Source organism: Tenacibaculum adriaticum (assembly GCF_008124875.1).
Classification (GTDB): domain Bacteria; phylum Bacteroidota; class Bacteroidia; order Flavobacteriales; family Flavobacteriaceae; genus Polaribacter; species Polaribacter adriaticus.
Genome location: NZ_VNIA01000005.1, coordinates 1 through 24,720, shown reverse-complemented (window position 1 = coordinate 24,720; position 24,720 = coordinate 1). Strand labels below are relative to the sequence as shown.

Below are 24,720 nucleotides of genomic sequence, written 5' to 3'. Positions count from 1 at the left end.
TTACTACATAATAATGTACCTTTGAATCATCAAAAATTAAACTACACTTCAATGAATTCAGAAATAAGAAACTTGGAACCTAAAGCTGTTTGGAACCACTTTGCAGATTTAAACGCGGTTCCTCGTCCGTCTAAAAAAGAAGAACGCGTTATTCAGTTTATGGTCGATTTTGGTAAAAACCTAAACCTTGAAACTGTTGTTGACAAAGTAGGTAACGTTATCATCCGTAAACCAGCAACTGCTGGTATGGAAAACAGAAAAACTGTCGTATTGCAATCACATTTAGATATGGTGCATCAAAAAAATGCCGATACTGTTTTTGATTTCGATAAAGAAGGAATTAAAATGTTTGTAGACGGTGATTGGGTAAAAGCAGAAGGAACTACATTAGGTGCCGACAACGGTTTAGGTGTTGCGTCAATTATGACTGTTTTATCTTCGGACAACATTCCTCATCCTGCTATAGAAGCTTTATTTACCATTGATGAAGAAACAGGAATGACAGGTGCAATGGGACTAGAAGGAGGTCTTTTACAAGGTGAAATCTTATTAAATCTAGACACTGAAGAAGATGACGAAATAGGAATGGGATGTGCTGGGGGTGTAGATATTACTGCCACAAGAACTTATTCTGAAGAAACCACTCCAGAAAACACAACTTCGTTCGAGCTTTCAGTTACAGGGTTAAATGGCGGACATTCTGGAATGGATATTCATAAAGGATTAGGAAACGCTAATAAAATTATGAATCGTTTGTTATTTGATGGTTTTACCAACTTCGGATTACGTATTGCTGAAATAAACGGTGGAAGTTTACGTAACGCCATTCCTCGTGAAAGTTTTGCAACTGTGGTAATTGACACTGTTTCAAAAGAACCTTTCTTTTTTGAATTAAACGAACTAATCAATAATATAAAAGCTGAGTTTGCTACATTAGAACCTAATTTAACAATTGAATTAAAAGAAGTTGAGTTACCTAAAAAGATAATGGACTTAGGTGTTCAAGAAGGGTTTATTAAATCTATTTACGCAGCATTAAATGGTGTTTACAGAATGAGTCCGGATATTGAAGGGTTGGTAGAAACCTCTAACAACATAGCTCGTATTATTGTAAAAGACGGAAATATCAAAGTAGGATGTTTAACGCGTTCTTCTTCTGAAACTAACAAGTGGGATTTAGCGAATTCTTTACGCTCTGTATTCGAGTTAGCCGGATTAAATGTTGAGTTTTCAGGCACCTACCCTGGTTGGTTACCAAATGTAAATTCAGAAATTTTAAAATTAGTCACCAATTTATATATAGATCTATATAAAGAGCAACCAAACGTTGCTGCATGTCACGCAGGTTTAGAATGCGGAATTCTAGGTCAGAATTACCCAAAAATGGATATGGTTTCTTTCGGACCAAATATTCGTGGAGCACACTCTCCTGATGAACGTGCTCAAATTTCATCCACTCAAAAATACTGGAAGTTCTTATTGGAGATTCTAAAAAATATTCCGAAAAAGTAAAAAAATCCGCATTAAAATGCGGATTTTTTTCATTTTCATACAAAATATAATAATAAGAATCAATAGCTGTTTAAAAAAATTTAACCAAAATAGTTCTATAATTTTATACCTGTAATAATAAAATTATACAACGTAATGGAAATAGCTATTTTAACTTTTTGCGCGACTTTTATTTTGATCCTTGTTATTTATTGGATAATGCCTATAAATAAAATGAAAGAAGTCAACAAAGCTTTAACTTCTTTATTACAAATTTTACCTATCACAAAAATAATTGAAGGCATCAATAGTGATAAGAAATAAAAACTTACATTTAGCCAATGAATTTCCTCGCACATTTATACTTATCTCAAAACAATACTCAAATTATGATTGGCAACTTTATTGCTGATCATGTTCGCGGAAATAAATTCAAACATTATTCAGAAGAAATTCAGCAGGGAATTATATTACATCGACAAATAGATACATTTACCGATACACATAAAATTGTACGTAAAAGCAAACGTCGTTTACACGAGCGCTACGGACATTACGATGGGGTAATCATCGATATTTTTTACGATTATTTTCTCGCTAAAAATTGGGGCAACTACTCTCAAATCCCATTAGATATTTACGCACAAGCAGTTTATCGCCTTCTAACAAATAATAAAGAAATTCTTCCGAAGAAAACGCTAGAATTTCTTCCTTATATGATAAAGTACGACTTGTTGTATAATTATCAATTTTTAGACAGTATTCAGCAAGTATTAAACGGAATGAACCGACGTACCCAAGGTAAATCACAAATGCATTTAGCTCTTGAAGACCTACAACTGTATAATAAAGAATTAGAAACAGATTTTTCAAATTTTTTCAAAGAATTATGTATGTTTACTAACTCAGAATTACAAAAACTATAATCCCATTAAATATGAAACTACGCCAACTTTTTTTGTTAAGTTTTACGTTACTACTTGTTTTTTGTAAAAAACCTAAACCTGAAATTGGTGTAATTACACAAAAAGCGATGGTAGTTTCTGCTCGTGAAGAAGCTTCAAAAATTGGATCAGATATTCTTAAAAAAGGTGGAAATGCTTTTGATGCTATGGTTGCTACTGAACTTGCTTTAGCAGTTGCTTACCCATATGCAGGTAATATTGGCGGTGGTGGATTTATGATATATAGAAAAAATGACGGTGAAATTGGCGCGTTAGATTATCGGGAAAAAGCCCCATTAGCTGCTCATAAAGACATGTATCTAGATTCTCTTGGTAATGTAATTGAAGGAAAAAGTACCATAGGCGCAATGGCAGTCGGAGTTCCTGGTACGGTGGCAGGAGTTTTTGAAGCTCATAAAAAACTTGGTTCATTACCTATTGAAGAAATTTTACAACCTGTTATCGATTTAGCGAAACACGGAGTGATTGTTACCAAAAAACAAGAAGCTAGAATTAAAGAGTATCAACCTAAATTTTTAGAAGCGAACAATGAATCTATTATTTTTGACAAACACTGGAAAGAGAACGATACGATTAAATATGCTCCTTTAGCGGAAACACTTACTCAAATTCAAAAAAATGGTCGTGATGAGTTTTACAAAGGTGAAACAGCAAAAAAATTAGCCAATTTCATTCAAGAAAATGGAGGAATTATTACGGAAGAGGATTTAGCAAAATACGAAGCTAAATGGAGAACACCAATTACGTTTCAATACGATGATTTACGAATTATTTCTATGTCTCCACCCTCTAGTGGAGGCGTATGTTTAGCACAAATTATGAACGCGATTGAATCGTATGATTTAGACACATATCAACATAATTCATTAAAATACATACAAGTTATTACAGAAGCAGAACGTAGAGCGTATGCTGATAGAAGTCACTTTTTAGGTGATCCTGATTTTGTGAATATTCCTTTAGACACGCTTATTAGTAAAAATTATGCAAAACTGAGAATGAATGATTTTTCTTTCGAAAAACCTACTTCTTCAAAAGATGTTTCTCACGGGACTATTGAAATGATAGAAAGTGACGAAACTACTCACTACTCTATTGTAGATCAATTTGGCAATGCTGTTTCTGTTACCACCACTATTAATGGCGCCTATGGTTCTAAATTATATTGCTCTGAACTTGGTTTCTTTTTGAATAATGAAATGGATGATTTTAGTAGCAAACCAGGTGAACCTAATATGTTTGGTTTAGTGGGTGCTAAAGCAAATGAAATTTCTCCAGAGAAAAGAATGTTAAGTTCTATGACACCTACAATTGTTGAAAAAAACGGAAAATTATTTATGGTTGTAGGAACTCCTGGAGGTTCTACTATCATCACTTCTGTTCTACAAACTATTTTAAATGTTCATGAATTTAAAATGGGAATGCAAGAGGCCGTAAATCAACCACGTTTTCATCATCAATGGTTACCCGATATTATTAAAATGGAACCTATAGGATTTGGCATTAAAGTAAAAAACAAACTTGAAAAACTAGGATATGCTATAGATGAAACCAATTCTCTTGTTATTGGAAAAGTAGACGCTATTTTAGTACTACCAGATGGAAAATTAGAAGGTGGCGCTGACCATCGTGGAGATGATACAGCGGTGGGGTTTTAATGATTTTATCCGAAAAACATAAAGTTCCTATACTAAAAAAAACTATCCGGTTACAAGAATATGGAGTTGGAATATTTAAAACTCTGCCTACTAAATCTGGACTAAAAAAAGCAATCAAAAAACAACTCGTTTTTGTTAATGGTAAAATAGCCTCAACTGCTTTATACATTAAAGGAGGTGAAATTATTGAATTATTCAAGCTCGATAATAATTTAGAAAAAAAACAATTTATTTTTCCTCTAGAGGTTCTTTTTGAAGATGACTATTTAGCCATTGTTTACAAACCTGCAGGAATATTAGTTAGCGGAAATTCTTTCGCTACGATTGATAATGCTTTGACTCAAAACCTAACTAAAAGTACAAAATTTGATACTGTTCGCCCAAGACCTGTACATCGCTTAGACTATCCTACCAGTGGTTTATTATTAGTAGGAAAAACAAACTCGTGTATTTTAGCTCTAAATAAATTATTCGAAAACAAAGAAATTCAAAAAACATATCATGCGATTTCCATCGGTAAAATGGAACGGAATGGAGAAATAAATCTTCCTGTTGAAAACAAAGAGGCTTTTACAGAATATGAAGTTTTGCAAAGCGTTTTCTCAAAACGTTTTGGTTCTTTAAACCTAGTGAAATTACAACCAAAAACAGGAAGAAAACATCAATTAAGAAGACATTTATTTTCTATTGAAAACCCTATTTTAGGAGATCAAGACTACTTTATTGAAAATTTGATTTTAAAAGGAAAAGGGTTGTATTTACATGCATCTCATTTAGAATTCACACACCCGTTTACAAAAGAAAAGATTTCAATTACTAAAGAACTTCCAAAGAAATTTAGGAAAATTTTTCCTTCATTATGAGTTCGGTCATCGTTTGTTTTAATCTATAAATCAACTCATAAATTTCTTCTTCATTATAGCTTGCAAATCCTATTCGTATAGAATTATGTCCAACATCAAATGTATCATATCTTTCTACATTCGGAATTGATAAGTTGTATTTATGAGCTACTTTATTGATTTTTTTCCAAGAATATTTTTCTTTCAATTTTACCCAAACTGCCATTCCTCCTTTCGGAATTTTAAACTGAAAAAAATTTCCACATTCTTGTTGTAATAAATCACAAAACAAATCTCTGCGCGTTTTATAAATCTTCATCACTTTACGAATATGCCTATCTAAATCACCCGACTTTACAAACTCTGCAAACGTAAGTTCTAACAAAGCATCTCCTTGCCTATCAATGATCCTACGAAGTTTAGAGGCCTCGTTAATAAACTTTTTTGGCGCAATTAAGTAACCAATTCTAAATACAGGAGCCACCGTTTTACATACCGAACCAATGTAAATTACATTTCCATGTACATCATGACTGGCTAGTGGTAAAATAGGCGCATGATTGTAATTAAAATCATAGTCGTAATCATCTTCAATAATCGCAAAATTGTACTTCTTAGCTAGGTTTAGTAAATGGATCCTTCTTTCAGCAGAAAGCGTAACCGTTGTTGGATGATGGTGATGCGAGGTTATATATAATGCTTTAATTTGATGTTTTTTACATAATGCTTCAACCTCGTTTGTATCAATTCCATTTTCATCTACAGAGACAGTTATAACTGTTGCTTTATGATGTTGAAAAGTAATCGTTGACGAAGCGTAGTTCGTTTCTCCAATAGCAATTTTATCACCCTCTTTTAATAATATTTGAGAAGATAAATAAATTCCCATCTGGCTACCTCGGGTAATTAATAAATTCTCCTTTAAAATATTTAACCCTCTCGTTTTATTCAGGTAATCAACCAGTACGTCTCGTAAAGTCTCATTCCCAAAAGTGCTTCCGTAAGATAAATGTTTATGAATTGATTTTCTCCCTGCAATTCTTCTGTAAATACGAGCAATTTCATCGGTTGGAGTTAATCGAGTATCGGAAATTCCATCGTTAATGTACATCCAATCCTCTTTTGGATTTGAATATACATCACCTAAAACTTCATCAGTATAAAATGCAAATCCGATATCTTTTTTGTTTTCCTTCGGAAGTTCATCAATAAACTTTTGTTGATGCAGCATTGGCAAACTAGAATGTATAAAAGTCCCTTTTTTAGGTATACTTTCTGCCCAACCTTGTAAAACTAATTCTTCATAACAAGCGACTACCGTTTTTCTATGCAGGTTTAGCATTTCTGATAGCGTTCTACTTCCAACCAGTTTTGTTCCTGAAGGTAATTTCCCTTCTTTTATATACTTGATAAATTGATTTGCCAATTGTAAATACAAAGGTTGCTTTTCACTTTTATTTAATAAAAAACTGGTTTTATACGGAAACATCTGGACTCCTTTTTATTTTTATTCTGGATTAAAATAATAGTCCATAAAGATAGTATATTTGAGATAACAAAAACTTACAACTATGCTAAAATCAGATTTACAACCTACAGAATACAACGATTATTTTTCGAGATATATCAACTTGGTTTCTGATAATACAGATTTAAAAAAAGGATATGAAGAGGATAAAAAAATGGTTATTAACTTCTTTTCATCGATTCCTAAAGATAAGTTAGAATACCGTTATCAACCTGAAAAATGGACAATTAAAGAATTATTACAGCACATTATTGATACAGAACGTATTTTTATGTATCGTCTTTTGCGTATCGCTAGAAATGATAAAACTCCTTTAGCTGGTTTTGAACAAGACGACTACATAATATCTTCAGAAGCAACTCACAAAACTTTAGAAACATTACTAAATGAATTTACAGTTACGAGATTGTATTCTATCACTCTTATTAATAGTATTTCTGATAAAAATTTAAAATATGTAGGTACAGTAAGCGATTCTTCTATTTCAGCCAGAGCTTGTGCTTTTACAATTTTAGGACATAGCATTTGGCATATTAACATCATTAAAGAACGTTATTTATAAATTTTAAGTTATGCAAGAATTTGAGAAAAATAAATTAAACCGAGTAAAACGAGGTGCAAATCGTGCTGTTTACGACAAAGAACATATCAATACTATTTTAGATGCAGGATTTTTATGTTACGTTGGATATATCTATGACGGATATCCAATCACTATTCCTATGGCCTATGCTAGAAAAGATGATAAAATATATTTGCACGGTTCTACAGCTAACAGAATGTTATTATCAATTTTAGAAGCAGAAAAAACGTCTATAACAGTAATGCATTTAGACGCCTTGGTTTTAGCTCGTTCTGGCTTACATCATTCGGTAAATTATCGTTCGGCAACATTATTTGGACACTGTAAAAAAGTAGTAGACGACAATGAAAAAGCTGCTATTTTAGAACAAATTGTGGATACTATGGTTCCGAATCATTGGCAATCGTTACGACCGATGTATCAAAAAGAGTTAGACAGAACCATCGTTGTAGAATTTACTATTGAAACAGCTTCTGCCAAAATTAGAAATGAAGGTGTAAACGACGAACTAGAAGATTATGAATTACCAATTTGGGCTGGATTAATACCTATAAAACAAGTTGCCTTACCTCCTATTTCCGATGATAAATTATTAGATGGAATTGAAATTCCACAGCATATTTTAAATTATTATCAAAGCCATAAATAACATCAAAAAGCTTTTTCTTAGGAAAAGGCTTTTTTAGTTACTTTTGCACCTATGCGAATAGATATTATTACGGTGGAACCGGATTTATTAAGAAGTCCGTTTGAGAATTCAATGATGAAACGTGCTATTGAAAAAAACATAGCAGAAGTACATCTACATAATTTACGTGAGTATGGTTTTGGTAACTACCGTCAAATAGACGATTACCAATTTGGAGGTGGCGCTGGTATGGTTTTAATGATTGAACCGATAGCTAAATGCATTGAAAAATTGCAGTCTGAACGTGATTACGATGAAATTATTTACATGACTCCCGACGCTAAAACATTAAATCAAACTACTGCGAATACGCTGTCTTTAAAAGAAAACATTATTATTTTAACGGGACATTATAAAGGTGTAGACCAACGAGTTCGCGATAAATTTATTACCAAAGAAATTTCTATTGGAGATTATGTTTTAACTGGAGGGGAATTAGCTGCTGCTGTTTTATGTGATGCTGTTATACGCTTAATTCCTGGAGTTTTAGGAGATGAAACCTCTGCCCTAACCGATTCTTTTCAAGATAATTTATTATCGCCCCCTGTGTATACACGTCCATCAGAATATGACGGAATGAAAGTTCCAGAGGTTTTACTTTCTGGGAATTTCCCGAAAATTGAAGAATGGAGAAGCGAACAAGCTTATGAGCGTACCAAAGAAATTAGACCCGATTTGTTAGATGAATAAAGTATTACTTTTTTTTAAAGAGCATCCTGCTTCAAGTTGGGTACTTGGTTTTCAGTTATTTCGTTTCATCTTATTGCCATTTATGGGCTTAATGCCTCAAGATGCGTATTATTATTTTTACGGAGAAAATTTATCATTATCGTATTTTGATCATCCAGGAATGATTGGCTATCAATTGCGTTTATTTACAGACATTTTTGGAAAATCTGTATTTGTAATTAAATTTTCAGATTTTGTAATTACTTCTTTAACTATTTATAGTTTTTACAAATTAGCAACCAAATTCATATCAAAAGAAAGAGCTAATACTGCAACGCTATTATTAGTTTCAACTTTATTTATTTCTATTCTAACCTTCAATTCAACTCCAGATGTCCCTTTAATATTATTCTGGACATTAAGTATTTTGTTTTTATACAAAGCTATTTTTGAAAACAAGAAATGGTTTTGGCTTTTAGGTGGAATTACCATGGGACTTGCTTTTGATAGTAAATACACTGCACTTCTTTTGCAAATAGGCTTATTAGCATTTTTAGGTTTTTCAAATAAATATAGAAAACTCTTACGATCACCTTGGTTATGGGTTTGTTTACTAATTTCACTAGCGGTCACCTTTCCCATTTGGTATTGGAATTATCAACATGATTTTGCTTCATTTGCATTTCAATCTACCAAAAGAACAGGAAGTATTTCAAAATTAAATCTAAATTTTAACTTCTTTTTCGGAGCCATTGGTCATCAACTTTTTTTATTACTCCCTATTTTATTTAGTGTTTTTACCTTTTTTACTTACAAGTACGTAAAAAGAGCTATTACTAAATTTAAATTACCAAGTAGCAAAGTTTTATTCTTGTTAGCTTTTTTTATTCCAACATTTGTAGGTTTTTTTTCTTTGACACCTATTTATTGGGTGAAATTAAACTGGATGATGCCTTCTTATATTACAGGGGTAATTTTAGCTTCTTTTTTTATCAGTAAAAAATTGATAAAATGGCAAATAGGGTTTTCAATCTTTATTCATGTATTATTAGCCTTGCAAGTTATTTTTTATATCGTACCAATAAAAAGTGACGACACTTGGGTAGGTTGGAAAGAATTAGCTAAAGAAACCAAAGAGCTTCAAAAAACATATCCAAATACATTTATTTTTTCTGATGATAATTATAAAACATCAGCATGTTTAAATTTTTATTTAGATGAAAAAGTGTACGCACAAAATATTATTGGTAAACACGCCTTACATTTTGATTATTTAGGAGATAATCTAAAAACTCTAAATGGTAAAAATGCTATTTTTATTGATTCTGATAAACGTTTTAAAAATCATAATAAAAAAGGAGATATTCTTCCTGAATTAAAATTTCACTTTAGTCAAATCACAGAATTAGAACCTATTATAGTTTCAATAAATGATAAAGAAGTACGGAAATTTTGGGTGTATTATTGTAAAAATTATAACGCTACTCCTTAGATAATCTGTAAACAAAAACATATTTTACAATCTCTCGATTACGTTCAATAGGAATTGTTTCTATATAATCAATCGTATTGTACTCTTCACCATATAACTTTTGTGGATTTTTATAATTTCTACTATCGGTAATATATAAGACTTTCTTTTGTAAAGGAGGATGTTCTTGGTTAACCCAATAATATTTATGCGTATCTTTTAAACTCCCTACTCCATACACTTTCATATTATTAGGTCTTGCAATGTAATAATCTATATGTGCTGCAGGATACCATCTGTTTGACACAATCGGTAAGTTTATGAGATTCTTTTCTTTTAAAACCTTTGTTACTTTTTCTGATGTCTGCTGCCAACCATACATGTCCATAAAAACATCTTTTCTTCCTAATTTTTCTATCTTATCAGAAGTTGATTTTGGCAAACACCAACCTTCATTAATTACAAATGTTACTATAATTAATAGCAATGAAAATCCAGAAAAACCAATCAATAGCTTTTTATGAATATTTTCTTTTTTTGATAGATAAATAGCCGCAACAGGCAATAATGCGATATATGAAACACCAGACCAATGTGGTAATGTATCTTTAAATAATGATAAATAAATGGTTGTAAAAATCAACGGAAATGAACAAACAAAAACCAAATAAATATATTTCTTTTCGAAAACAAATTGTTTCTTATACCAAGAAATTATCATCAATATTACGATAATAACAATATAAGGATTATTGTACAAAATCTGTCCTAAAACCTCTCTCAAAAACGAATCTTTATTAAGCTTAAAGCTAAATAACGAAACCCTATTATTATGAAATTTATAACTGATAAAATTATTTTGAAAATTCCAATAAAAAATTAGAAATACAGCTAGTAATGGAAAAATAAAACCCAAATGAAAATAGTTCTTTTTTAACCATTCTCTGTTAAACAACAACACATATAAACAGATTCCTAACAGTAAAAAAACAGCTTGATATTTTGAATATATAGCACAACCTAAAAAGAAAAAAGCTAGGAATAGTTTTTTTCTATACTTTTTATCTGGTTCGTTCGGTAATACTTGAATAAAAAAGTAAAAACTCAATAACCAAAATAAAACTAATGGAGAATCTGGTAAAATAAAAGTTCCTGCTATTATAAATGCATAAATATTAAGATTATATAAAATTGTAGCGATAAATCCGGCTTTTTCATCTTTTAGGTAACTTCCTATTAAAAAAACAAGGTACATACCTATACTTGCTGGAATAATAGCTGCTAATCTTATTATTACTTCAGAATCGAATTCTAAATTGAACGTAAAAAACTGAATAAAAAAACCAACCATCGGTGGATGATCAAAATGACTGAAATCTGGATATTTAGCATACAACCAGTAATACACTTCATCATTACCAAATTCTAGACTAGAACCTAAAAACAAACGTAATAATGTACTGAAAAAAATAAATAAAAAAGTAGCTTTTTTAAATGAGAGCATTAATGAACTCGTTGTTTAATATGAGAAAAAAGCCCCATACTTAAAAAGCCAATAATAATTCCTATGAAAGAACCTACAAAAATATCCATCAAAAAATGTTGCGATAAATAAACACGAGACAGTCCTGCAATAACAGCTAACGAAACCCATAAATACTGAGACTTACATTTACTAAAATACAAACATAAAATTGTGAATATTGCGAATGCTGTTGTGGTGTGACCTGAAGGAAAAGAGTTCCAAAATGCCATTTTCACTCCTTCAACTAAATGTAATTCATCTGCCCCAAAACATCTTGCTGGACGAGGAATACCTTTAAATATAATCTTTTTGAAAAAATGAGTTATTAATAATGTTAAAACACCACTTATGGCAAAAACTAAAGACATCTTCTTTTTAACAAAAAAGAAAATTATCGTTAAAACACCAAACATGATTCCGTCTCCCAAAAAAGTTGAATATTTAAAAAAATTATCAAAAAAGACAGAATGATACTTATTAAATAATAAATGTAAAGTTTGTTTATTATAAACTGACATTGACAAAATAGAAAATATAAAAAAAACTGCATAAATAAATACGGTCTCTTTTTTAACAGATTTTGCTAACAATACAAACCTTGTGAAAAAACTTTCAAACACATTAACCTTATCTGTTTTAGTATTTAAGTGGAGATTTATTAAATTCATTTTATTGCTTATTTTTTATGCAATATATTTTCAATCTTTACATTTAAGCTTAACTAAATTTTAAACTATTATAAAATTTCAAGTCTCATTTAACTAAAAAACAATGTTTTATTAAAATTAATTATCTTTACTTAACTAAAAATTAATCATACTGTTTACTTCTCTAGTTAAAATATATATATATATTTGCACACGCAAAATCAACCTCTGACGAAAACCGTGAATGTTGCTTTGTTAAACACAAAAAAATTATACAAATGGATTTAGTTAAATTTGTACAAGACGAGTTTGTAACTAAAAATGAGTTACCAAAATTCGCAGCTGGAGATACAATTACAGTTTATTACGAAATTAGAGAAGGTGATAAAGTACGTACTCAGTTTTTTAGAGGAGTAGTTATTCAAAAAAGAGGTAACGGTGCTTCAGAAACATTTACTATCAGAAAAATGTCTGGTACTGTAGGTGTTGAGCGTATCTTCCCTATTAACTTACCTACAATTCAAAAAATTGAATTAAACAAAAAAGGTAAAGTACGTAGAGCTCGTATTTACTACTTTAGAGATCTTACAGGTAAGAAAGCAAGAATTAAAGAAAGAAGAAACTAATATTATTTTTCTTTCTAGAAATAAAAAAAGCGATGTGAATTTCACATCGCTTTTTTTTATTTACAAATGTTAATAAGTATTGTTTTTAATCTGTTGATATCTAATTTGTTAAAATAAGCTGTATTGAAAATTTTGTTTGTATATTTGAATAGATGCATATATTTAAACGTTTATTTATACGCATAAATTTAAAATAACGTTCTTTATAATCGTGTTTTTCATGATACTTTAATGATTAATTATATAAAACATAGAGGCTTACTTATTTATTTTTAGATAAGAAACTTTATAATACAATGTAAAGAAAATTAATAGGAAGTATTTTTGAAAGACTAAGAAACATCAACTTAACAAATCTAGTTATAACACTAGTATATAGAAATGTTTCTTTTTTTTGAAATAGTTTGATAATTTGAATATTTGAAAAGAAATTTCTTTATTTGATTAACAAATAGAGCTATTCATTATTAAATTTGTTTCAAATGAGCCATATCACACAGGGAATTGTATGATATGGCTTTTTTTTTATATAAATATTTAATAAAAAAAAGCACTTATTTTATTAAATCTCTAATAAAACAATCTTATTAATAACAATTTAGCATCAAAAATTCCAATTCTAATGCTTAAATTTGCACCACTTCAAACTAAAAATTATATATCAATATATGAGTACTACAGCTAAAATTATGTACACTAAAACGGATGAAGCACCTGCACTAGCTACGCGTTCGTTTTTGCCAATTGTAAAAGCTTTTACAAAATCATCTAACATAGAAATTGTAACCAAAGATATTTCACTAGCAGGAAGAATTTTAGCCAATTTTTCTGATTATTTACTCGAAGAACAACGAGTTGAAGATGCTTTAGCATTCTTAGGTGAATTAGCTAAAAAACCAGAAGCAAATATTATAAAATTACCAAATATTAGCGCTTCTGTTCCGCAATTAAAAGCGGCAATAAAAGAATTACAAGCTTTAGGATATGATTTACCAGATTTTCCTGAAGAGCCTAAAACTGACAAAGAAAAAGCAATTTTAGCCCGTTATAATAAAATTAAAGGATCTGCTGTAAACCCAGTATTGCGAGAAGGTAACTCAGATCGTCGTGCACCAAAAGCAGTTAAAAATTATGCAAAAAAGAATCCACATAGAATGGGTGCTTGGTCTGCAAATTCTAAAACACACGTTGCAACCATGAAAGCAGGAGATTTTGCACATACTGAAAAGTCTGTAACTGTACCTACCGCAACAGATGTAAAAATAATTCATACTGATGCTAACGGAAAAGAAACTGTTTTAAAAGCAAGTACACCGCTATTAGCTGGAGAAATTATTGATGCTTCAGTAATGAGTAAAAAAGCATTGCTAACCTTTTTACAGGAACAAGTTACCGATGCGAATAAAACTGGAGTTTTATTTTCATTACACATGAAAGCAACGATGATGAAAGTATCTGACCCTATTATCTTTGGTCATGCTGTTCGTACTTTCTTCAAAGATGTATTTGCTAAACATAATGAAACTTTCGAAAAAATAGGTGTAGATGTTAACAATGGTTTTGGGAACTTATTAAGCAATTTAGAGGAAGTTTCTGCAGAAAAGAAAGCAGAAATTTTAGCTGATATTCAAAAAGCATACGATAACAATCCAGATGTTGCAATGGTAGATTCTGATAAAGGAATTACCAACCTACACGTTCCTTCAGATATAATTATTGATGCTTCTATGCCTGCAATGATTCGTACTTCTGGACAAATGTGGAATAAAGAAGGAAAACAACAAGATACCAAAGCGGTAATTCCAGATAGTTCTTACGCTCCTTTATATGAAGCTACCATCGATTTTTGTAAGAAAAACGGCGCTTTTGACCCAACAACAATGGGAACTGTCCCTAACGTTGGTTTAATGGCTCAGAAAGCAGAAGAATACGGCTCTCATGATAAAACTTTTGAAATTGCATCTAACGGTAAGGTTTCTGTAATTAATTCAGAAGGAAAGACATTATTAGAGCATACAGTAGAGCAAGGTGATATTTGGAGAATGTGTCAAACAAAAGATGCTCCTATAGAAGATTGGGTTAAATTAGCTGTATCAAGAGCTAAAGCTACACAAACTCCTGCTGTTTTTTGGCTAGATAAAAATAGAGCTCACGATGCGGAAATCATCAAAAAAGTAGAAAAATATTTACCTAATCATGATACAACAGGATTAGAAATTAAAATTTTATCTGTTGCTGATGCTACTCAATATACTTTAGAAAGAGTTAAAAAAGGAGAAGACACTATTTCTGTAACAGGAAACGTTTTACGTGATTATTTAACTGATTTATTCCCGATCTTGGAATTAGGAACATCTGCAAAAATGTTATCAATTGTTCCTTTAATGAATGGCGGTGGATTATTTGAAACGGGAGCTGGTGGATCTGCTCCAAAACACGTTCAACAATTTGTAGAAGAAAACCACTTACGTTGGGATTCTTTAGGGGAGTTCTTGGCTTTAGCTGTTTCGTTAGAACATTTAGGAGAAACTACTAACAATGCAAAAGCAAAAGTTTTAGCGGAAGCTCTAGACAACGCAACCGATAAATTATTAGAGAATAAAAAAGGACCATCTCGTAAAGCTGGAGAATTAGACAATCGTGGAAGTCATTTTTACTTAGCAATGTATTGGGCGCAAGAATTAGCAAATCAGGATAAAGATGCTGATTTAAAAACAGAATTTACTCCTATAGCAAAAGAGTTTGCTAAAAATGAAAATGCTATTGTAAATGAATTAAACGAAATTCAAGGTAAACCAATTAACATTGGAGGATATTATGAACCAAATGAAGAATTGGTTAATAATGCCATGAGACCTAGTAAATTATTAAACAGCATTTTAACCACGATATAAAATTAAAATCATAAAAAAAAGCGAGTGAAATTTCACTCGCTTTTTTTATTCCTCTTTCTCTTCTCTTTCCTTCTTCTTCATCTAGCTCTTTCTATTTGACACTTTCTTTTTTAAAAAGTCACAATTAATTTCAAAAAAAACTGAAATAACGTATTAATATGTATTTTTGAAACATGAGCTTTACAAAAACAACCGAACAATCATCAAAATATAATCATCTTGAAAAGATGAGTATTTCTGAATTATTAAAAAACATTAATACAGAAGATAAAACTGTTCCTTTAGCGGTAGAAAAAGCATTGCCACAAATTGAAGAACTAACTAAACAAATAGTTCAAAAACTCAAAATTGGTGGTAGGTTATTTTATATAGGTGCTGGAACAAGTGGTAGATTAGGCATTGTTGATGCTTCAGAGTGCCCCCCTACTTTTGGTGTTCCTCATGAACTCGTTATTGGTTTAATTGCAGGAGGAGATACTGCCATTAGAAAAGCGGTTGAGTTTGCTGAAGATAGCACAAAAGAGGGTTGGAAAGATTTACTAAAACACAATATTTCAAATAAAGATGTTGTGGTTGGAATTGCTGCATCAGGAACTACTCCTTATGTAATTTCTGCATTAGAAAAATGTAATAAAAATGATATTACAACAGGCTGTATAACCTGTAATGAGGGAAGTCCTTTGGCCCAGACCGTACAATTCCCAGTTGAAGTAGTTGTTGGTCCAGAATTTGTGACTGGTAGTTCTCGTATGAAAGCAGGAACTGCACAAAAGCTTGTATTAAACATGCTATCTACCGTAAGCATGGTTCAACTGGGAAAAATAAAAGGAAATAAAATGATTGATATGCAACTTTCTAACAATAAATTGGTCGAAAGAGCTCAAAGAATGTTAGTTTCAGAATTAAATATCGACTTAAAAACTGCCAAAGAGCTTATACGCAAATTTGGCAATGTTAGAGAAGCTATTAAAAACTATAAATCTTAATTATGGAAGGAAGTCCGTATGAAAAACCTTTAAAAAGATTATTAATATTATTAGGCTTACTAATTATATCTCCTATCGTTTTAAATGTTGCTTTTAAAGCACTAAAAATTTATACTGAAAATCCAGGAGTGTTAATTGCATACGCTTTATTAGTAATCGGAATTTGTATGATTTTATTCACTGTTTACTTCGGATTTAAAACCTTTCAATCTTTTTTAGACGTATTATTTAGAAAATAGCTTGCGTAGAAGTTCATCCATAGAAAAAATTCTGAATTGGGAGCATTGGCCTTCATCTATGTTTTATGTCCCTAACCTCCCTTATGCTTTTTATTTAGCTATTAGAGCAAAAAACATAACATTTTTTACAGCAACAAATCCTGGTATGAAAAGCTCAGGAAATGGTACTGAAAGTAAGTATAAAACCATTCTATTAGTTCCAGAAAAGTACAGACCTAAATCAATTTTAATTCTACCAAATACAGATTTCACTTCAGTTTTACTTCAATTAGAAAAAAATAAAATAACTTTTCCTATCATTGCAAAACCAGATATTGGTTTTAGAGGTTTGTTGGTTAAAAAGATAAATTCTAAAAAAGAATTAAAATACTATTTAGATAATTATCCTATAAAAATAATTATTCAAGAATTTTTGGATTACGAAAACGAATGCGGTGTGTTTTATCATCGAAATCCGAATTCAAAAAAGGGTAATATAAGTTCACTAACCTTAAAACATTTTTTATCTGTTGAAGGCGATGGAACTTCTACGCTAGAAGAACTTATTTTATCTGATAATAGAGCGAAACTTTATATCGATTTATTCGAAAAAATTCATCAAGAAATAATACATAGCGTTCCGAAGGAAAAAGAAACCATAAAACTTACCGCTATAGGCAATCATTCTAAAGGAACTCAGTTTATCAATGGAAATCATTTAATTTCTAAACAACTAAAAAAAACATTTGATGAACTAAGTAAATCCATTGACGGTTGGTATTACGGACGAGTTGACATTAAATACAATAAATTTGAGGAACTTGAAAACGGATTTGACTTCAAAGTTTTAGAGATAAACGGAATTATTTCTGAACCTACACATATTTACGACAGCCAAAATTATACTTATTTTAAAGCTCTAAAAGCTATTAGAAGCCATTGGAAATCATTATTCAAAATTGCAATAACAAATCACAAAGAATTTAATATTCCATATAAAAGCCCTCGAAAATTTATTGATGAAATTCTTCAGTTAAGAGATTATATTTCAACTATAAAAAAACTACAATAAAAAACTATTTTTTTGTGACCCATATATATTTTTTGTGTCTAAAAAATATATAATCATAAAAATATGTTAATATTTTAAAATATTACTATATTAGCAGGCCCCGAAATTTGACCAATTAACTATGAAAAGAATAATTATTATCTTGTTTATTTTGACGAGTATGGCAGTATACTCTCAAGTTAAAATTGGAAATAATCCTTCTCAAATAAATGCTACTTCTATTCTAGAACTAGAAAGTTCTGATAAAGTATTAGTGATAAGTAGAATGTCTAATTCAGAAATGAATAACATTCAGCCTCTTACAGGAGCTATGGTTTACAATACTAGTGTAAATTGTATTTTTATGTACAATGGTTCTTCTTGGGTCAGCCTATGTAATATTGAAACTAATGTTACTACTTCTTCTACTGCTCCTACCAACAATGATATGGGTGATTTTTGGATTAACGACACTGCTAATAACGTAGTTAGTATTTGGAATGGTAGTGCGTGGATTCCAACAGACTCAAATCCTAGAAGAGGTAATGGCTCTCCTACTTCAAGTAATGCTCAATACCCAATTGCAGGAGAAGTTTATGTTGACCAAACTACTGGAGAAATTTATGCTTATAACGGTACAACCTGGGTAAATTCTAACTTTAATTTTAGTACAGATAATGGAATTTCTATAGCCACAAATAATACGATTCAATTAGGTGGCACATTAATTAAACCTACTATTTTAGAAACTAGCGCCATAAATACGTTGGCAATAACTGGCTTAGAAGATGGAGATGTTATCGAAGACGATATTGTAACAGTAAACCAAACAACAGGAGAATTAAGAAAAATTAATTCTACCAATCTTTTTAGAGAGGATGTAACTGAAATTATAGCCAATAACGGACAATTAGTGTTTAATGGTTTAACATTATTTTCTACAGATAAAATCAATGTATATAGAAACGGAGTACGTATAGATTTTACAATAATAAACAATACCACCATTGAAGTAGAACCAGAAGCGGTTTGCTATCAAGGGGATCAAATAAAAATAGTTCAATTTTATTAATAATCTAAAAAAGAAAAATAAATAAATTATCAATTATGAAAACAGAAGTTACAAAAAAACTAAAATTTGCAGTATTTGCAATAGTAATGATGGCAGCAGGAGCTGTTAATGCGCAAACAACAACAGGAAACATTGGTAAAAAAGCAAACGCTACATTAGGTAGTACTGCCACTTCTGTTAGAGTTATAGATAATAAAGGTACTAAAAAGTACTTACAGGTTGAAAATGGACTTACCTCTTTTACTGATACTGCTCCAGATGGAGGTGTCATTACAACTTGGCAATTAGGAGGCACACTTACATCTAATACTACTATTACTACTGGAGCTACAGAAGCTCTTACTATTAATGGTGGTAACTTTAATGTTAATGATGTTGTTTTAGAAGCAGGTGCTGCCGCTACTACAGCAACTCTAGATACTAGTGGTTATATATTCTAGTTAGAGACGAAGCGACAGGAGCTGTTAGAAAAATACTAGTAACTGACTTAATTGAAAGTGGCCAAACAGTATTTACAGCTGCCGTTGCTGGTGCTGCACCAACTGCTGGAGAATTAGCTTTTGATGTTACTGCAGGTACACCTGCTTTAGGTGGCGCTCAAATTCCTTTACCTGACTATAGTAAAGTATGGGTGTATAGAAATGGTGCTAAATTAATTGCAAATGTAGATTATACTGTTGCCGGATCTGTTGTTACTCTTGTTCCTAATGCTACAGACCCTAACGATTGGACATTATATACAGGTGATATAATTGAAGTACAATACGTAAAATAATCAACTAAGTTTTTAATTGTACATGCGTAATCATAACCTTAATAAAATAATAAATATATTAATACTTATAGCTTGTGCGTTATTTTTAACATTAAAAATAAACGCACAAGAAGTTAGGGTAATTGATAATAAAGGAACCATAGCTTCCATTAGAAATAATACTGTTATAACTTCAACCACAGCACCAGCTTCACCTCTTGAAAATGATATATGGTCTGACACCTCTACCAATACTATTAAAATTTGGGATGGCAGTACTTGGTTAAATTTATCCTCATCAGGTTCGCATACGGGTACTCCTGGTTCTATTTTTTTTGCAAATACAGATGGTACGCCTACTGAAAATAATAATCAGCTTTTTTGGGATAATAGCTTAAACAGACTAAGTTTAGGTACACCGCTTACTGGTAGTAATAAATTAACGGTACAAGGAGCAATTAGAGGAACAGCTATAAATAATGCCGACGGTACTTTTGGTCAACCTTCATACAGGTTTTCGAATGATTCTGATACTGGAATGTATCTAATAGGTACAAATCAATTAGGTTTTTCTACAGGAGGTGTTAACGCTTTAAGTATAGATAACACTCAAAACGTAAGTATTGGTCAAAGTTTATCTATTGGCCAAAACTTAAGTGTTACAGGAAGTTATAGTGATAGTAATAATGAAACTGGTACAGCGGGACAAGTTCTTTCGTCTACAGCTACAGGTACAGATTGGATAGATAGTTCTTCCGGAAGTAGTAATACTGTTACAACGTCTATTACAGCTCCGGCTGCTCCTGTAGAAGGTGATGTTTGGTTCGATACTTCTGATACTAATCATACTTCAACCAAAATATATGATGGATCTACTTGGGTCGAATTTAGTCCAATAAAAGCAGCTAGGATATTTTACCCTCCATCCATTGCTATAGATATCAGTGCTATATCTGTTCTTTTAACTCCTCCTGGAGATGAAACTAAAGATTTGTATGCTGAGTATTTTAATCAATTTAACACACCTTCTGTTGCTAGTGCTGGAGCTCCTTCTGCTATTCCTACCTATGCTAGAACTGATTTATACTACTATGTAACATATTACGATCCAACTATTTTTAGTAATGTTAGTATAGATGCTAATGGTGTTATGACTTACGATGTGATTTTTGTCCCGCTTAACGATAATACAATAATTAATGTTGTATTTGTAGTTAAATAAAATATGCGCAAAAGAATATGAAAGCAACTTTTTTATCTTTATTACTAATTTTAGTAACCATTTGCGAAATATCTTCTCAAAGTCTTAATGATTTTAGAACCATCGCTTCGGCGGATTGGAGTGTAGTTGGAAACTGGCAAATGTATGATGGTAGCTTCTGGATACCTGCATTGTATTATCCTGGCAATGGCACTACAAATGATGTTACGATTTTAAACGGACATACAATAGTAATTGATACGTCTATTATTACACCAAATATTTTAAACTCACTAACTATCGAAGGAATTTTAGAAGTAGATAGTGATCAAACTTTGAACACACCTAATGTAATAATTACTACCAATGGTACTATTTTTTGGTCTGCAAATTCAACTTTAACATTACCCCTAGGTTCTAATCTGACAATTAACACTGGCAGTCCAGGATTAACTTCTAGCGGCTGTAATGCTAACCGAAAATTAATAATAGGTAGTGCTAATTATGCTACGTGTAATGGAGGTGGTTCTGGTACACTTTATTCTTTTAGTGAAATAAATGGTATAGATTTAAGAGTTGATCCTAGTTCAAATACTCAAATTAACCTTGGTCAAACGGTTACGCTCTTTGCGAATCCATCTGGACCACAACTATCTGATAATCCTATTACATATAACTGGACAGTTACTCCTCCTACTGGCTCTGGATTTTCTTCTACAGATGAAAACCCAACAGATGTCCCTACCATAGCAGGAACATATATTTATAAGGTAGTTATAACAAATGCCTCTGGAACAAAGCATACAAATTCAACAACAGTTAATATTACTGCTTTTAGTACTAAAAAAGTAATAACCAATAGGAGAATAACTTTTAGAGTAACAAATAAAATTTAGTACCTAAAATGTTAAAAGATAGTAAATATAAAATTTCTCTTTTTACACTCACTTTTATGAGCAGTATTGTTATTTGTTTAGGTCAAACAGCTTTTAAAAATTTTGGCAATATCCAAATGCATAATAACGCCGAAATAGGTTTTCATACCAATTTTATAAACGACGGTGTTTTTGATACTAATAACTTGGGATACACCGGTTTTTATAGTGATAATGAAGTTAGAACGGTATCTGGTACAAACAAGGCTGTTTTTTATAATGTTGAGATTGATGCTATTAACAATCTTCAGTTAAATACATCTTTGGGAGTTACAAATGAATTAGAATTTGTAAACGGTAAAGTAATTACCCCTAGAAACAACACTAACATTTCTTTAGATTTTATAAATTATAATGTTTATATAGGTGAAGACGATAACAATCATACTGATGGTTATGCATCTATAACTGGAGAGGATGAATTTGTTTTTCCTATTGGAGATGATGATAGATTTCGCCCTATGATTACTCCTTTTCAAAGTCAAAACACCTTTTTTAAAGGCGCTTATTTTTTTGAAGATCCGAATACACCAACAATATTTTCAACAAATTTTACAACCTCCGAAAAGCAACTTTTTATAGAAAACATTAGCAATTATGAATTTTGGGATTTAGATGGTAATACAGAAACTGTTGTTACCTTAACTTGGGATACCCAAAGTAATATACCTGCAATAACACAGAATACTAACCTTTTAAGAGTTGTGGGGTGGAGTGAAACACAAAACGAATGGGTAGATTTAGGAAGAACTGATATTGAAGGAAATTTAAATGAAGGTCGAATAACATCTAATACATTTATACCTGATGATTATATTGTAATAACCATTGGATCTGAATTTAATAATGGAGATGTATCTAACGATAACTTTATAATTTCTCCGAATAGTGACAATCTTAATGATGCTTTAGTATTTGAAGGTTTGGAACTATTTAAAGAAAATAAACTCCTCATATTTAATAGATGGGGGGAAATTGTTTTTGAAATTAACAATTATAAAAATGATTGGGAAGGGGTGTCAACTGCAAAAACAACTATATTATCAAAAAATAAATTACCTGTTGGTACCTACTTTTACATTTTAAAATTTGGAGATATTAACTTAACTAAAGAAAAAAGAGGTTGGATATACATCAACCGATAGCTCCTGTTTTACCTAGGTGTGGTTGGGTTATATCCAAAATCAGCATCTGGTAATTCTATCCCTAATTGATGAATAATAAAACCAATACTTGCAAAATGATGTATTGCATGGCTATGCGCCTGTATTAAAGCACTACCTAAAGTATAATTAGCAGTCATTTTCCCTGCACCTAAATCATCTGTAACTTCTATAATTTTATTAAAATCTTCTGATTTTAACCTATATAGTTTTTCTATAATCTCATTAAAATAAGTGATTCCAACAGCAGTTTCTTGTTGTGCAGATTCACATCTGTTTCTGTCAGAAAAATCAACACATTCATTATCTAAACCATTAAATATACAAGAAAAAATATCGAGTATATGACGCATATTATTACCTATACTTGAATAATAAGGAGGAATTGTACAATCGCTATATTGTTCATCAGAAATAGCTTCTAAAAGTTTAATACCTCTTTGTAAGTTTTTTTCTATTGCTTCAATCATTCAATTAAGTTTCGTTGTAAGTCGCATAAATATAAATAATTTTACATTGGTCTTTAAAATTGTTTATAAACGAAATTTAAAAACAAAACTAAAACACTAATATATTGACACTTAAACTAAAATGACCATTAAAAAAAAATTATGGCATGCTATTTGAAAAATAACTCACAAATGCGGTAGCCGAAAAGCATATAGAGTAAGCATAACCCTAAAATTTAATATTATGAAAAAAGGGATATTTTTATTAATTGGACTTTTAAGTTTAACAAGTATATCTGCAAAAGACATTAATACAACAAATAACAATATTGGGGTTAACTATCCTTATAACGACGCAGTAACTTTTACGGAGCGAAGTGTAGAATTTCTTGTATATTTAGATGGTAATTTCGATTTTAATACACATACCAGAAACGACCGCTACTACGATTATAACGGGATGAGAATAAATAGTGGAGTTAAAATTGAAAGAGATTTTCGTGGTCGTGTAAGAAAAGTTGGTGCTGTATTTATTAATTATGATGTTAGAGGTAATGTATCACGCATTGGTAACGTTTTTATGAGTTATAGATTCGGACAACTTTCAAAAGTTGGTCATCTAAAAATAAATTATGACCGTTGGGGCTACCCTCATTTTAGAGGTTTTGTAAAAACGGGTAGACAATATAACAATGATTATTATTACAATAATGGATTAAATATTAATATAAACCTAGGAGATGTTTGCGAATATGAAGATGCATATTTTTACAAAAGAGACTTTAGAAATAACTATCGTCAATTTAAAGAAGATAACAACTATTTTTATTACAAAGCTGTACCTAATGCTAAAATTGGTAAAAGAAATAAAATATTAAAACGCAAAAAGCCAGGAAAAAAAATGGTAAAACATTACAAAAAACACCAAGATAAAAGGATTGTAAAACCAGAGCAAAAAGGGCGTTCAAAAAGAAATAGATAAAATTATAAAATCCGGAGTTCAAAGCTTCGGATTTTTTTTAGCGTTATTACTAAGAATTATAAATTTATTACTTTATAATTCTTAGTAATAACGCTATAAGAAAGTCTTCGCTCTTTGATCGCTGTTGGATTTTCACTATATCCCTTCACGCATTTAAAAACAATAAAAAATTAAGCCTTAAAAGTTCAATCTGTTTATATAGTAAATGCACTCTTATTAAAACCTAATAGCAAGTATTATAAACAAAAAAAACCCAATCTTATATAAGATTGGGTTTCTGTATAAAGAAAGGCGACGACCTACTCTCCCACCATTGGCAGTA

Annotated in this window: 24 protein-coding genes; 20 read left to right on the top strand and 4 right to left on the bottom strand. The window is 30.8% G+C overall.

The genetic code is table 11. The features are described from left to right. Positions 1 to 51 precede the first annotated feature (51 nt). From C7447_RS12985 to C7447_RS12970, 4 genes are all read left to right on the top strand, one after another. Positions 52 to 1,512 (top strand): aminoacyl-histidine dipeptidase, encoded by a 1,461-nt coding sequence (locus C7447_RS12985; RefSeq protein ID WP_148870946.1) that lies wholly within the window; start codon positions 52 to 54, stop codon positions 1,510 to 1,512. 320 nt (positions 1,513 to 1,832) lie between these two features. Continuing rightward, entirely contained in the window at positions 1,833 to 2,417 is a 585-nt protein-coding gene (locus tag C7447_RS12980) for an acyl carrier protein phosphodiesterase (RefSeq protein WP_246143075.1), read from the top strand. Positions 2,418 to 2,428: 11 nt separating this feature from the next. Beyond that, positions 2,429 to 4,114: a gamma-glutamyltransferase gene (gene ggt / locus C7447_RS12975; protein ID WP_148870945.1), complete on the top strand. Its 1,686-nt coding sequence runs from the start codon at positions 2,429 to 2,431 to the stop codon at positions 4,112 to 4,114. Continuing rightward, positions 4,114 to 4,977, top strand: a complete 864-nt coding sequence (locus tag C7447_RS12970) for an RluA family pseudouridine synthase (protein WP_148870944.1) — start codon at positions 4,114 to 4,116, stop codon at positions 4,975 to 4,977. The genes ggt and C7447_RS12970 overlap by 1 nt, the downstream gene beginning before the upstream one ends. Here the strand turns inward: C7447_RS12970 and pdxR are convergent. Further along, positions 4,952 to 6,445 (bottom strand): MocR-like pyridoxine biosynthesis transcription factor PdxR, encoded by a 1,494-nt coding sequence (pdxR, locus tag C7447_RS12965; RefSeq protein WP_148870943.1) that lies wholly within the window; start codon positions 6,443 to 6,445, stop codon positions 4,952 to 4,954. The two genes, C7447_RS12970 and pdxR, sit on opposite strands and share 26 nt — an antisense overlap. 82 nt (positions 6,446 to 6,527) lie before the next feature. Here pdxR and C7447_RS12960 point away from each other — a divergent pair, with 82 nt between their 5' ends. Genes C7447_RS12960 through C7447_RS12945 form a run of 4 tightly spaced genes read left to right on the top strand, consistent with a single transcriptional unit; the run spans position 6,528 to position 9,916 of the window. Continuing rightward, on the top strand, positions 6,528 to 7,046 hold the full coding sequence (locus C7447_RS12960; protein ID WP_148870942.1) for a DinB family protein: 519 nt from the start codon (positions 6,528 to 6,530) through the stop codon (positions 7,044 to 7,046). 10 nt (positions 7,047 to 7,056) lie between these two features. Then, the gene (locus C7447_RS12955) at positions 7,057 to 7,716 is read left to right on the top strand and encodes a pyridoxamine 5'-phosphate oxidase family protein (RefSeq protein WP_148870941.1); all 660 of its coding nucleotides are present in this window, start codon (positions 7,057 to 7,059) and stop codon (positions 7,714 to 7,716) included. A gap of 51 nt (positions 7,717 to 7,767) precedes the next feature. After that, positions 7,768 to 8,445 (top strand): tRNA (guanosine(37)-N1)-methyltransferase TrmD, encoded by a 678-nt coding sequence (trmD, locus tag C7447_RS12950; protein WP_148870940.1) that lies wholly within the window; start codon positions 7,768 to 7,770, stop codon positions 8,443 to 8,445. Continuing rightward, positions 8,438 to 9,916, top strand: coding sequence for a glycosyltransferase family 39 protein (locus C7447_RS12945; protein WP_148870939.1), 1,479 nt, complete (start codon positions 8,438 to 8,440; stop codon positions 9,914 to 9,916). Before trmD ends, C7447_RS12945 begins: the two co-directional genes overlap by 8 nt. On the opposite strand, the gene C7447_RS12940 is transcribed toward C7447_RS12945, so the two are convergent. Together C7447_RS12940 and C7447_RS12935 are read right to left on the bottom strand one after the other, a co-directional pair. Then, positions 9,906 to 11,399 carry an ArnT family glycosyltransferase gene (locus C7447_RS12940; RefSeq protein ID WP_148870938.1) on the bottom strand — a complete coding sequence of 498 codons (1,494 nt, stop codon included), beginning with the start codon at positions 11,397 to 11,399 and terminating at the stop codon, positions 9,906 to 9,908. The genes C7447_RS12945 and C7447_RS12940 overlap by 11 nt on opposite strands. Further along, the gene (locus C7447_RS12935; RefSeq protein ID WP_170246038.1) at positions 11,399 to 11,848 is read right to left on the bottom strand and encodes a phosphatase PAP2 family protein; all 450 of its coding nucleotides are present in this window, start codon (positions 11,846 to 11,848) and stop codon (positions 11,399 to 11,401) included. The genes C7447_RS12940 and C7447_RS12935 overlap by 1 nt, the downstream gene beginning before the upstream one ends. Before the next feature lie 497 nt (positions 11,849 to 12,345). Here C7447_RS12935 and rplS point away from each other — a divergent pair, with 497 nt between their 5' ends. From rplS to C7447_RS12885, 11 genes are all read left to right on the top strand, one after another. Further along, positions 12,346 to 12,693, top strand: a complete 348-nt coding sequence (gene rplS, locus C7447_RS12930; protein WP_148870936.1) for a 50S ribosomal protein L19 — start codon at positions 12,346 to 12,348, stop codon at positions 12,691 to 12,693. 668 nt (positions 12,694 to 13,361) lie between these two features. Continuing rightward, on the top strand, positions 13,362 to 15,587 hold the full coding sequence (locus C7447_RS12925) for an NADP-dependent isocitrate dehydrogenase (RefSeq protein ID WP_148870935.1): 2,226 nt from the start codon (positions 13,362 to 13,364) through the stop codon (positions 15,585 to 15,587). A 173-nt stretch (positions 15,588 to 15,760) separates the two neighbouring features. Then, a complete protein-coding gene (murQ, locus tag C7447_RS12920) occupies positions 15,761 to 16,573 on the top strand; it encodes an N-acetylmuramic acid 6-phosphate etherase (RefSeq protein WP_148870934.1) in 813 nt (270 codons plus the stop codon). Between the two features lie 2 nt (positions 16,574 to 16,575). Next, on the top strand, positions 16,576 to 16,812 hold the full coding sequence (locus C7447_RS12915) for a DUF6095 family protein (protein ID WP_148870933.1): 237 nt from the start codon (positions 16,576 to 16,578) through the stop codon (positions 16,810 to 16,812). A 1-nt stretch (position 16,813) separates the two neighbouring features. Next, on the top strand, positions 16,814 to 17,863 hold the full coding sequence (locus C7447_RS12910; protein ID WP_148870932.1) for an ATP-grasp domain-containing protein: 1,050 nt from the start codon (positions 16,814 to 16,816) through the stop codon (positions 17,861 to 17,863). A gap of 121 nt (positions 17,864 to 17,984) precedes the next feature. Beyond that, entirely contained in the window at positions 17,985 to 18,914 is a 930-nt protein-coding gene (locus C7447_RS12905; protein ID WP_148870931.1) for a hypothetical protein, read from the top strand. Between the two features lie 35 nt (positions 18,915 to 18,949). Beyond that, positions 18,950 to 19,354: a hypothetical protein gene (locus C7447_RS12900; RefSeq protein ID WP_148870930.1), complete on the top strand. Its 405-nt coding sequence runs from the start codon at positions 18,950 to 18,952 to the stop codon at positions 19,352 to 19,354. Between the two features lie 191 nt (positions 19,355 to 19,545). Continuing rightward, on the top strand, positions 19,546 to 19,689 hold the full coding sequence (locus C7447_RS14865; RefSeq protein WP_170246036.1) for a hypothetical protein: 144 nt from the start codon (positions 19,546 to 19,548) through the stop codon (positions 19,687 to 19,689). 22 nt (positions 19,690 to 19,711) lie between these two features. Continuing rightward, the gene (locus tag C7447_RS12895; RefSeq protein WP_148870929.1) at positions 19,712 to 20,890 is read left to right on the top strand and encodes a hypothetical protein; all 1,179 of its coding nucleotides are present in this window, start codon (positions 19,712 to 19,714) and stop codon (positions 20,888 to 20,890) included. Between the two features lie 17 nt (positions 20,891 to 20,907). Further along, on the top strand, positions 20,908 to 21,765 hold the full coding sequence (locus C7447_RS12890) for a G8 domain-containing protein (protein ID WP_148870928.1): 858 nt from the start codon (positions 20,908 to 20,910) through the stop codon (positions 21,763 to 21,765). 8 nt (positions 21,766 to 21,773) lie between these two features. Next, positions 21,774 to 22,949, top strand: coding sequence for a gliding motility-associated C-terminal domain-containing protein (locus tag C7447_RS12885; protein WP_148870927.1), 1,176 nt, complete (start codon positions 21,774 to 21,776; stop codon positions 22,947 to 22,949). 8 nt (positions 22,950 to 22,957) lie between these two features. On the opposite strand, the gene C7447_RS12880 is transcribed toward C7447_RS12885, so the two are convergent. After that, on the bottom strand, positions 22,958 to 23,437 hold the full coding sequence (locus tag C7447_RS12880) for a DinB family protein (protein WP_148870926.1): 480 nt from the start codon (positions 23,435 to 23,437) through the stop codon (positions 22,958 to 22,960). A gap of 223 nt (positions 23,438 to 23,660) precedes the next feature. On the opposite strand from C7447_RS12880, the gene C7447_RS12875 reads away from it, so the two are divergent. Continuing rightward, a complete protein-coding gene (locus C7447_RS12875; RefSeq protein WP_148870925.1) occupies positions 23,661 to 24,398 on the top strand; it encodes a hypothetical protein in 738 nt (245 codons plus the stop codon). The last annotated feature ends 322 nt before the right edge of the window (positions 24,399 to 24,720 follow it).

Bases quoted from the DNA above. Each gene is read 5' to 3' on its own strand.
- C7447_RS12985 (WP_148870946.1), top strand. From the start codon at position 52: ATGAATTCAGAAATAAGAAACTTGGAACCTAAAGCTGTTTGGAACCAC.
- C7447_RS12980 (WP_246143075.1), top strand. From the start codon at position 1,833: ATGAATTTCCTCGCACATTTATACTTATCTCAAAACAATACTCAAATT.
- ggt (WP_148870945.1), top strand. From the start codon at position 2,429: ATGAAACTACGCCAACTTTTTTTGTTAAGTTTTACGTTACTACTTGTT.
- C7447_RS12970 (WP_148870944.1), top strand. From the start codon at position 4,114: ATGATTTTATCCGAAAAACATAAAGTTCCTATACTAAAAAAAACTATC.
- pdxR (WP_148870943.1), bottom strand. From the start codon at position 6,445: ATGTTTCCGTATAAAACCAGTTTTTTATTAAATAAAAGTGAAAAGCAA.
- C7447_RS12960 (WP_148870942.1), top strand. From the start codon at position 6,528: ATGCTAAAATCAGATTTACAACCTACAGAATACAACGATTATTTTTCG.
- C7447_RS12955 (WP_148870941.1), top strand. From the start codon at position 7,057: ATGCAAGAATTTGAGAAAAATAAATTAAACCGAGTAAAACGAGGTGCA.
- trmD (WP_148870940.1), top strand. From the start codon at position 7,768: ATGCGAATAGATATTATTACGGTGGAACCGGATTTATTAAGAAGTCCG.
- C7447_RS12945 (WP_148870939.1), top strand. From the start codon at position 8,438: ATGAATAAAGTATTACTTTTTTTTAAAGAGCATCCTGCTTCAAGTTGG.
- C7447_RS12940 (WP_148870938.1), bottom strand. From the start codon at position 11,399: ATGCTCTCATTTAAAAAAGCTACTTTTTTATTTATTTTTTTCAGTACA.
- rplS (WP_148870936.1), top strand. From the start codon at position 12,346: ATGGATTTAGTTAAATTTGTACAAGACGAGTTTGTAACTAAAAATGAG.
- C7447_RS12925 (WP_148870935.1), top strand. From the start codon at position 13,362: ATGAGTACTACAGCTAAAATTATGTACACTAAAACGGATGAAGCACCT.
- murQ (WP_148870934.1), top strand. From the start codon at position 15,761: ATGAGCTTTACAAAAACAACCGAACAATCATCAAAATATAATCATCTT.
- C7447_RS12915 (WP_148870933.1), top strand. From the start codon at position 16,576: ATGGAAGGAAGTCCGTATGAAAAACCTTTAAAAAGATTATTAATATTA.
- C7447_RS12905 (WP_148870931.1), top strand. From the start codon at position 17,985: ATGAAAAGAATAATTATTATCTTGTTTATTTTGACGAGTATGGCAGTA.
- C7447_RS12900 (WP_148870930.1), top strand. From the start codon at position 18,950: ATGAAAACAGAAGTTACAAAAAAACTAAAATTTGCAGTATTTGCAATA.
- C7447_RS12895 (WP_148870929.1), top strand. From the start codon at position 19,712: ATGCGTAATCATAACCTTAATAAAATAATAAATATATTAATACTTATA.
- C7447_RS12890 (WP_148870928.1), top strand. From the start codon at position 20,908: ATGAAAGCAACTTTTTTATCTTTATTACTAATTTTAGTAACCATTTGC.
- C7447_RS12885 (WP_148870927.1), top strand. From the start codon at position 21,774: ATGTTAAAAGATAGTAAATATAAAATTTCTCTTTTTACACTCACTTTT.
- C7447_RS12880 (WP_148870926.1), bottom strand. From the start codon at position 23,437: ATGATTGAAGCAATAGAAAAAAACTTACAAAGAGGTATTAAACTTTTA.
- C7447_RS12875 (WP_148870925.1), top strand. From the start codon at position 23,661: ATGAAAAAAGGGATATTTTTATTAATTGGACTTTTAAGTTTAACAAGT.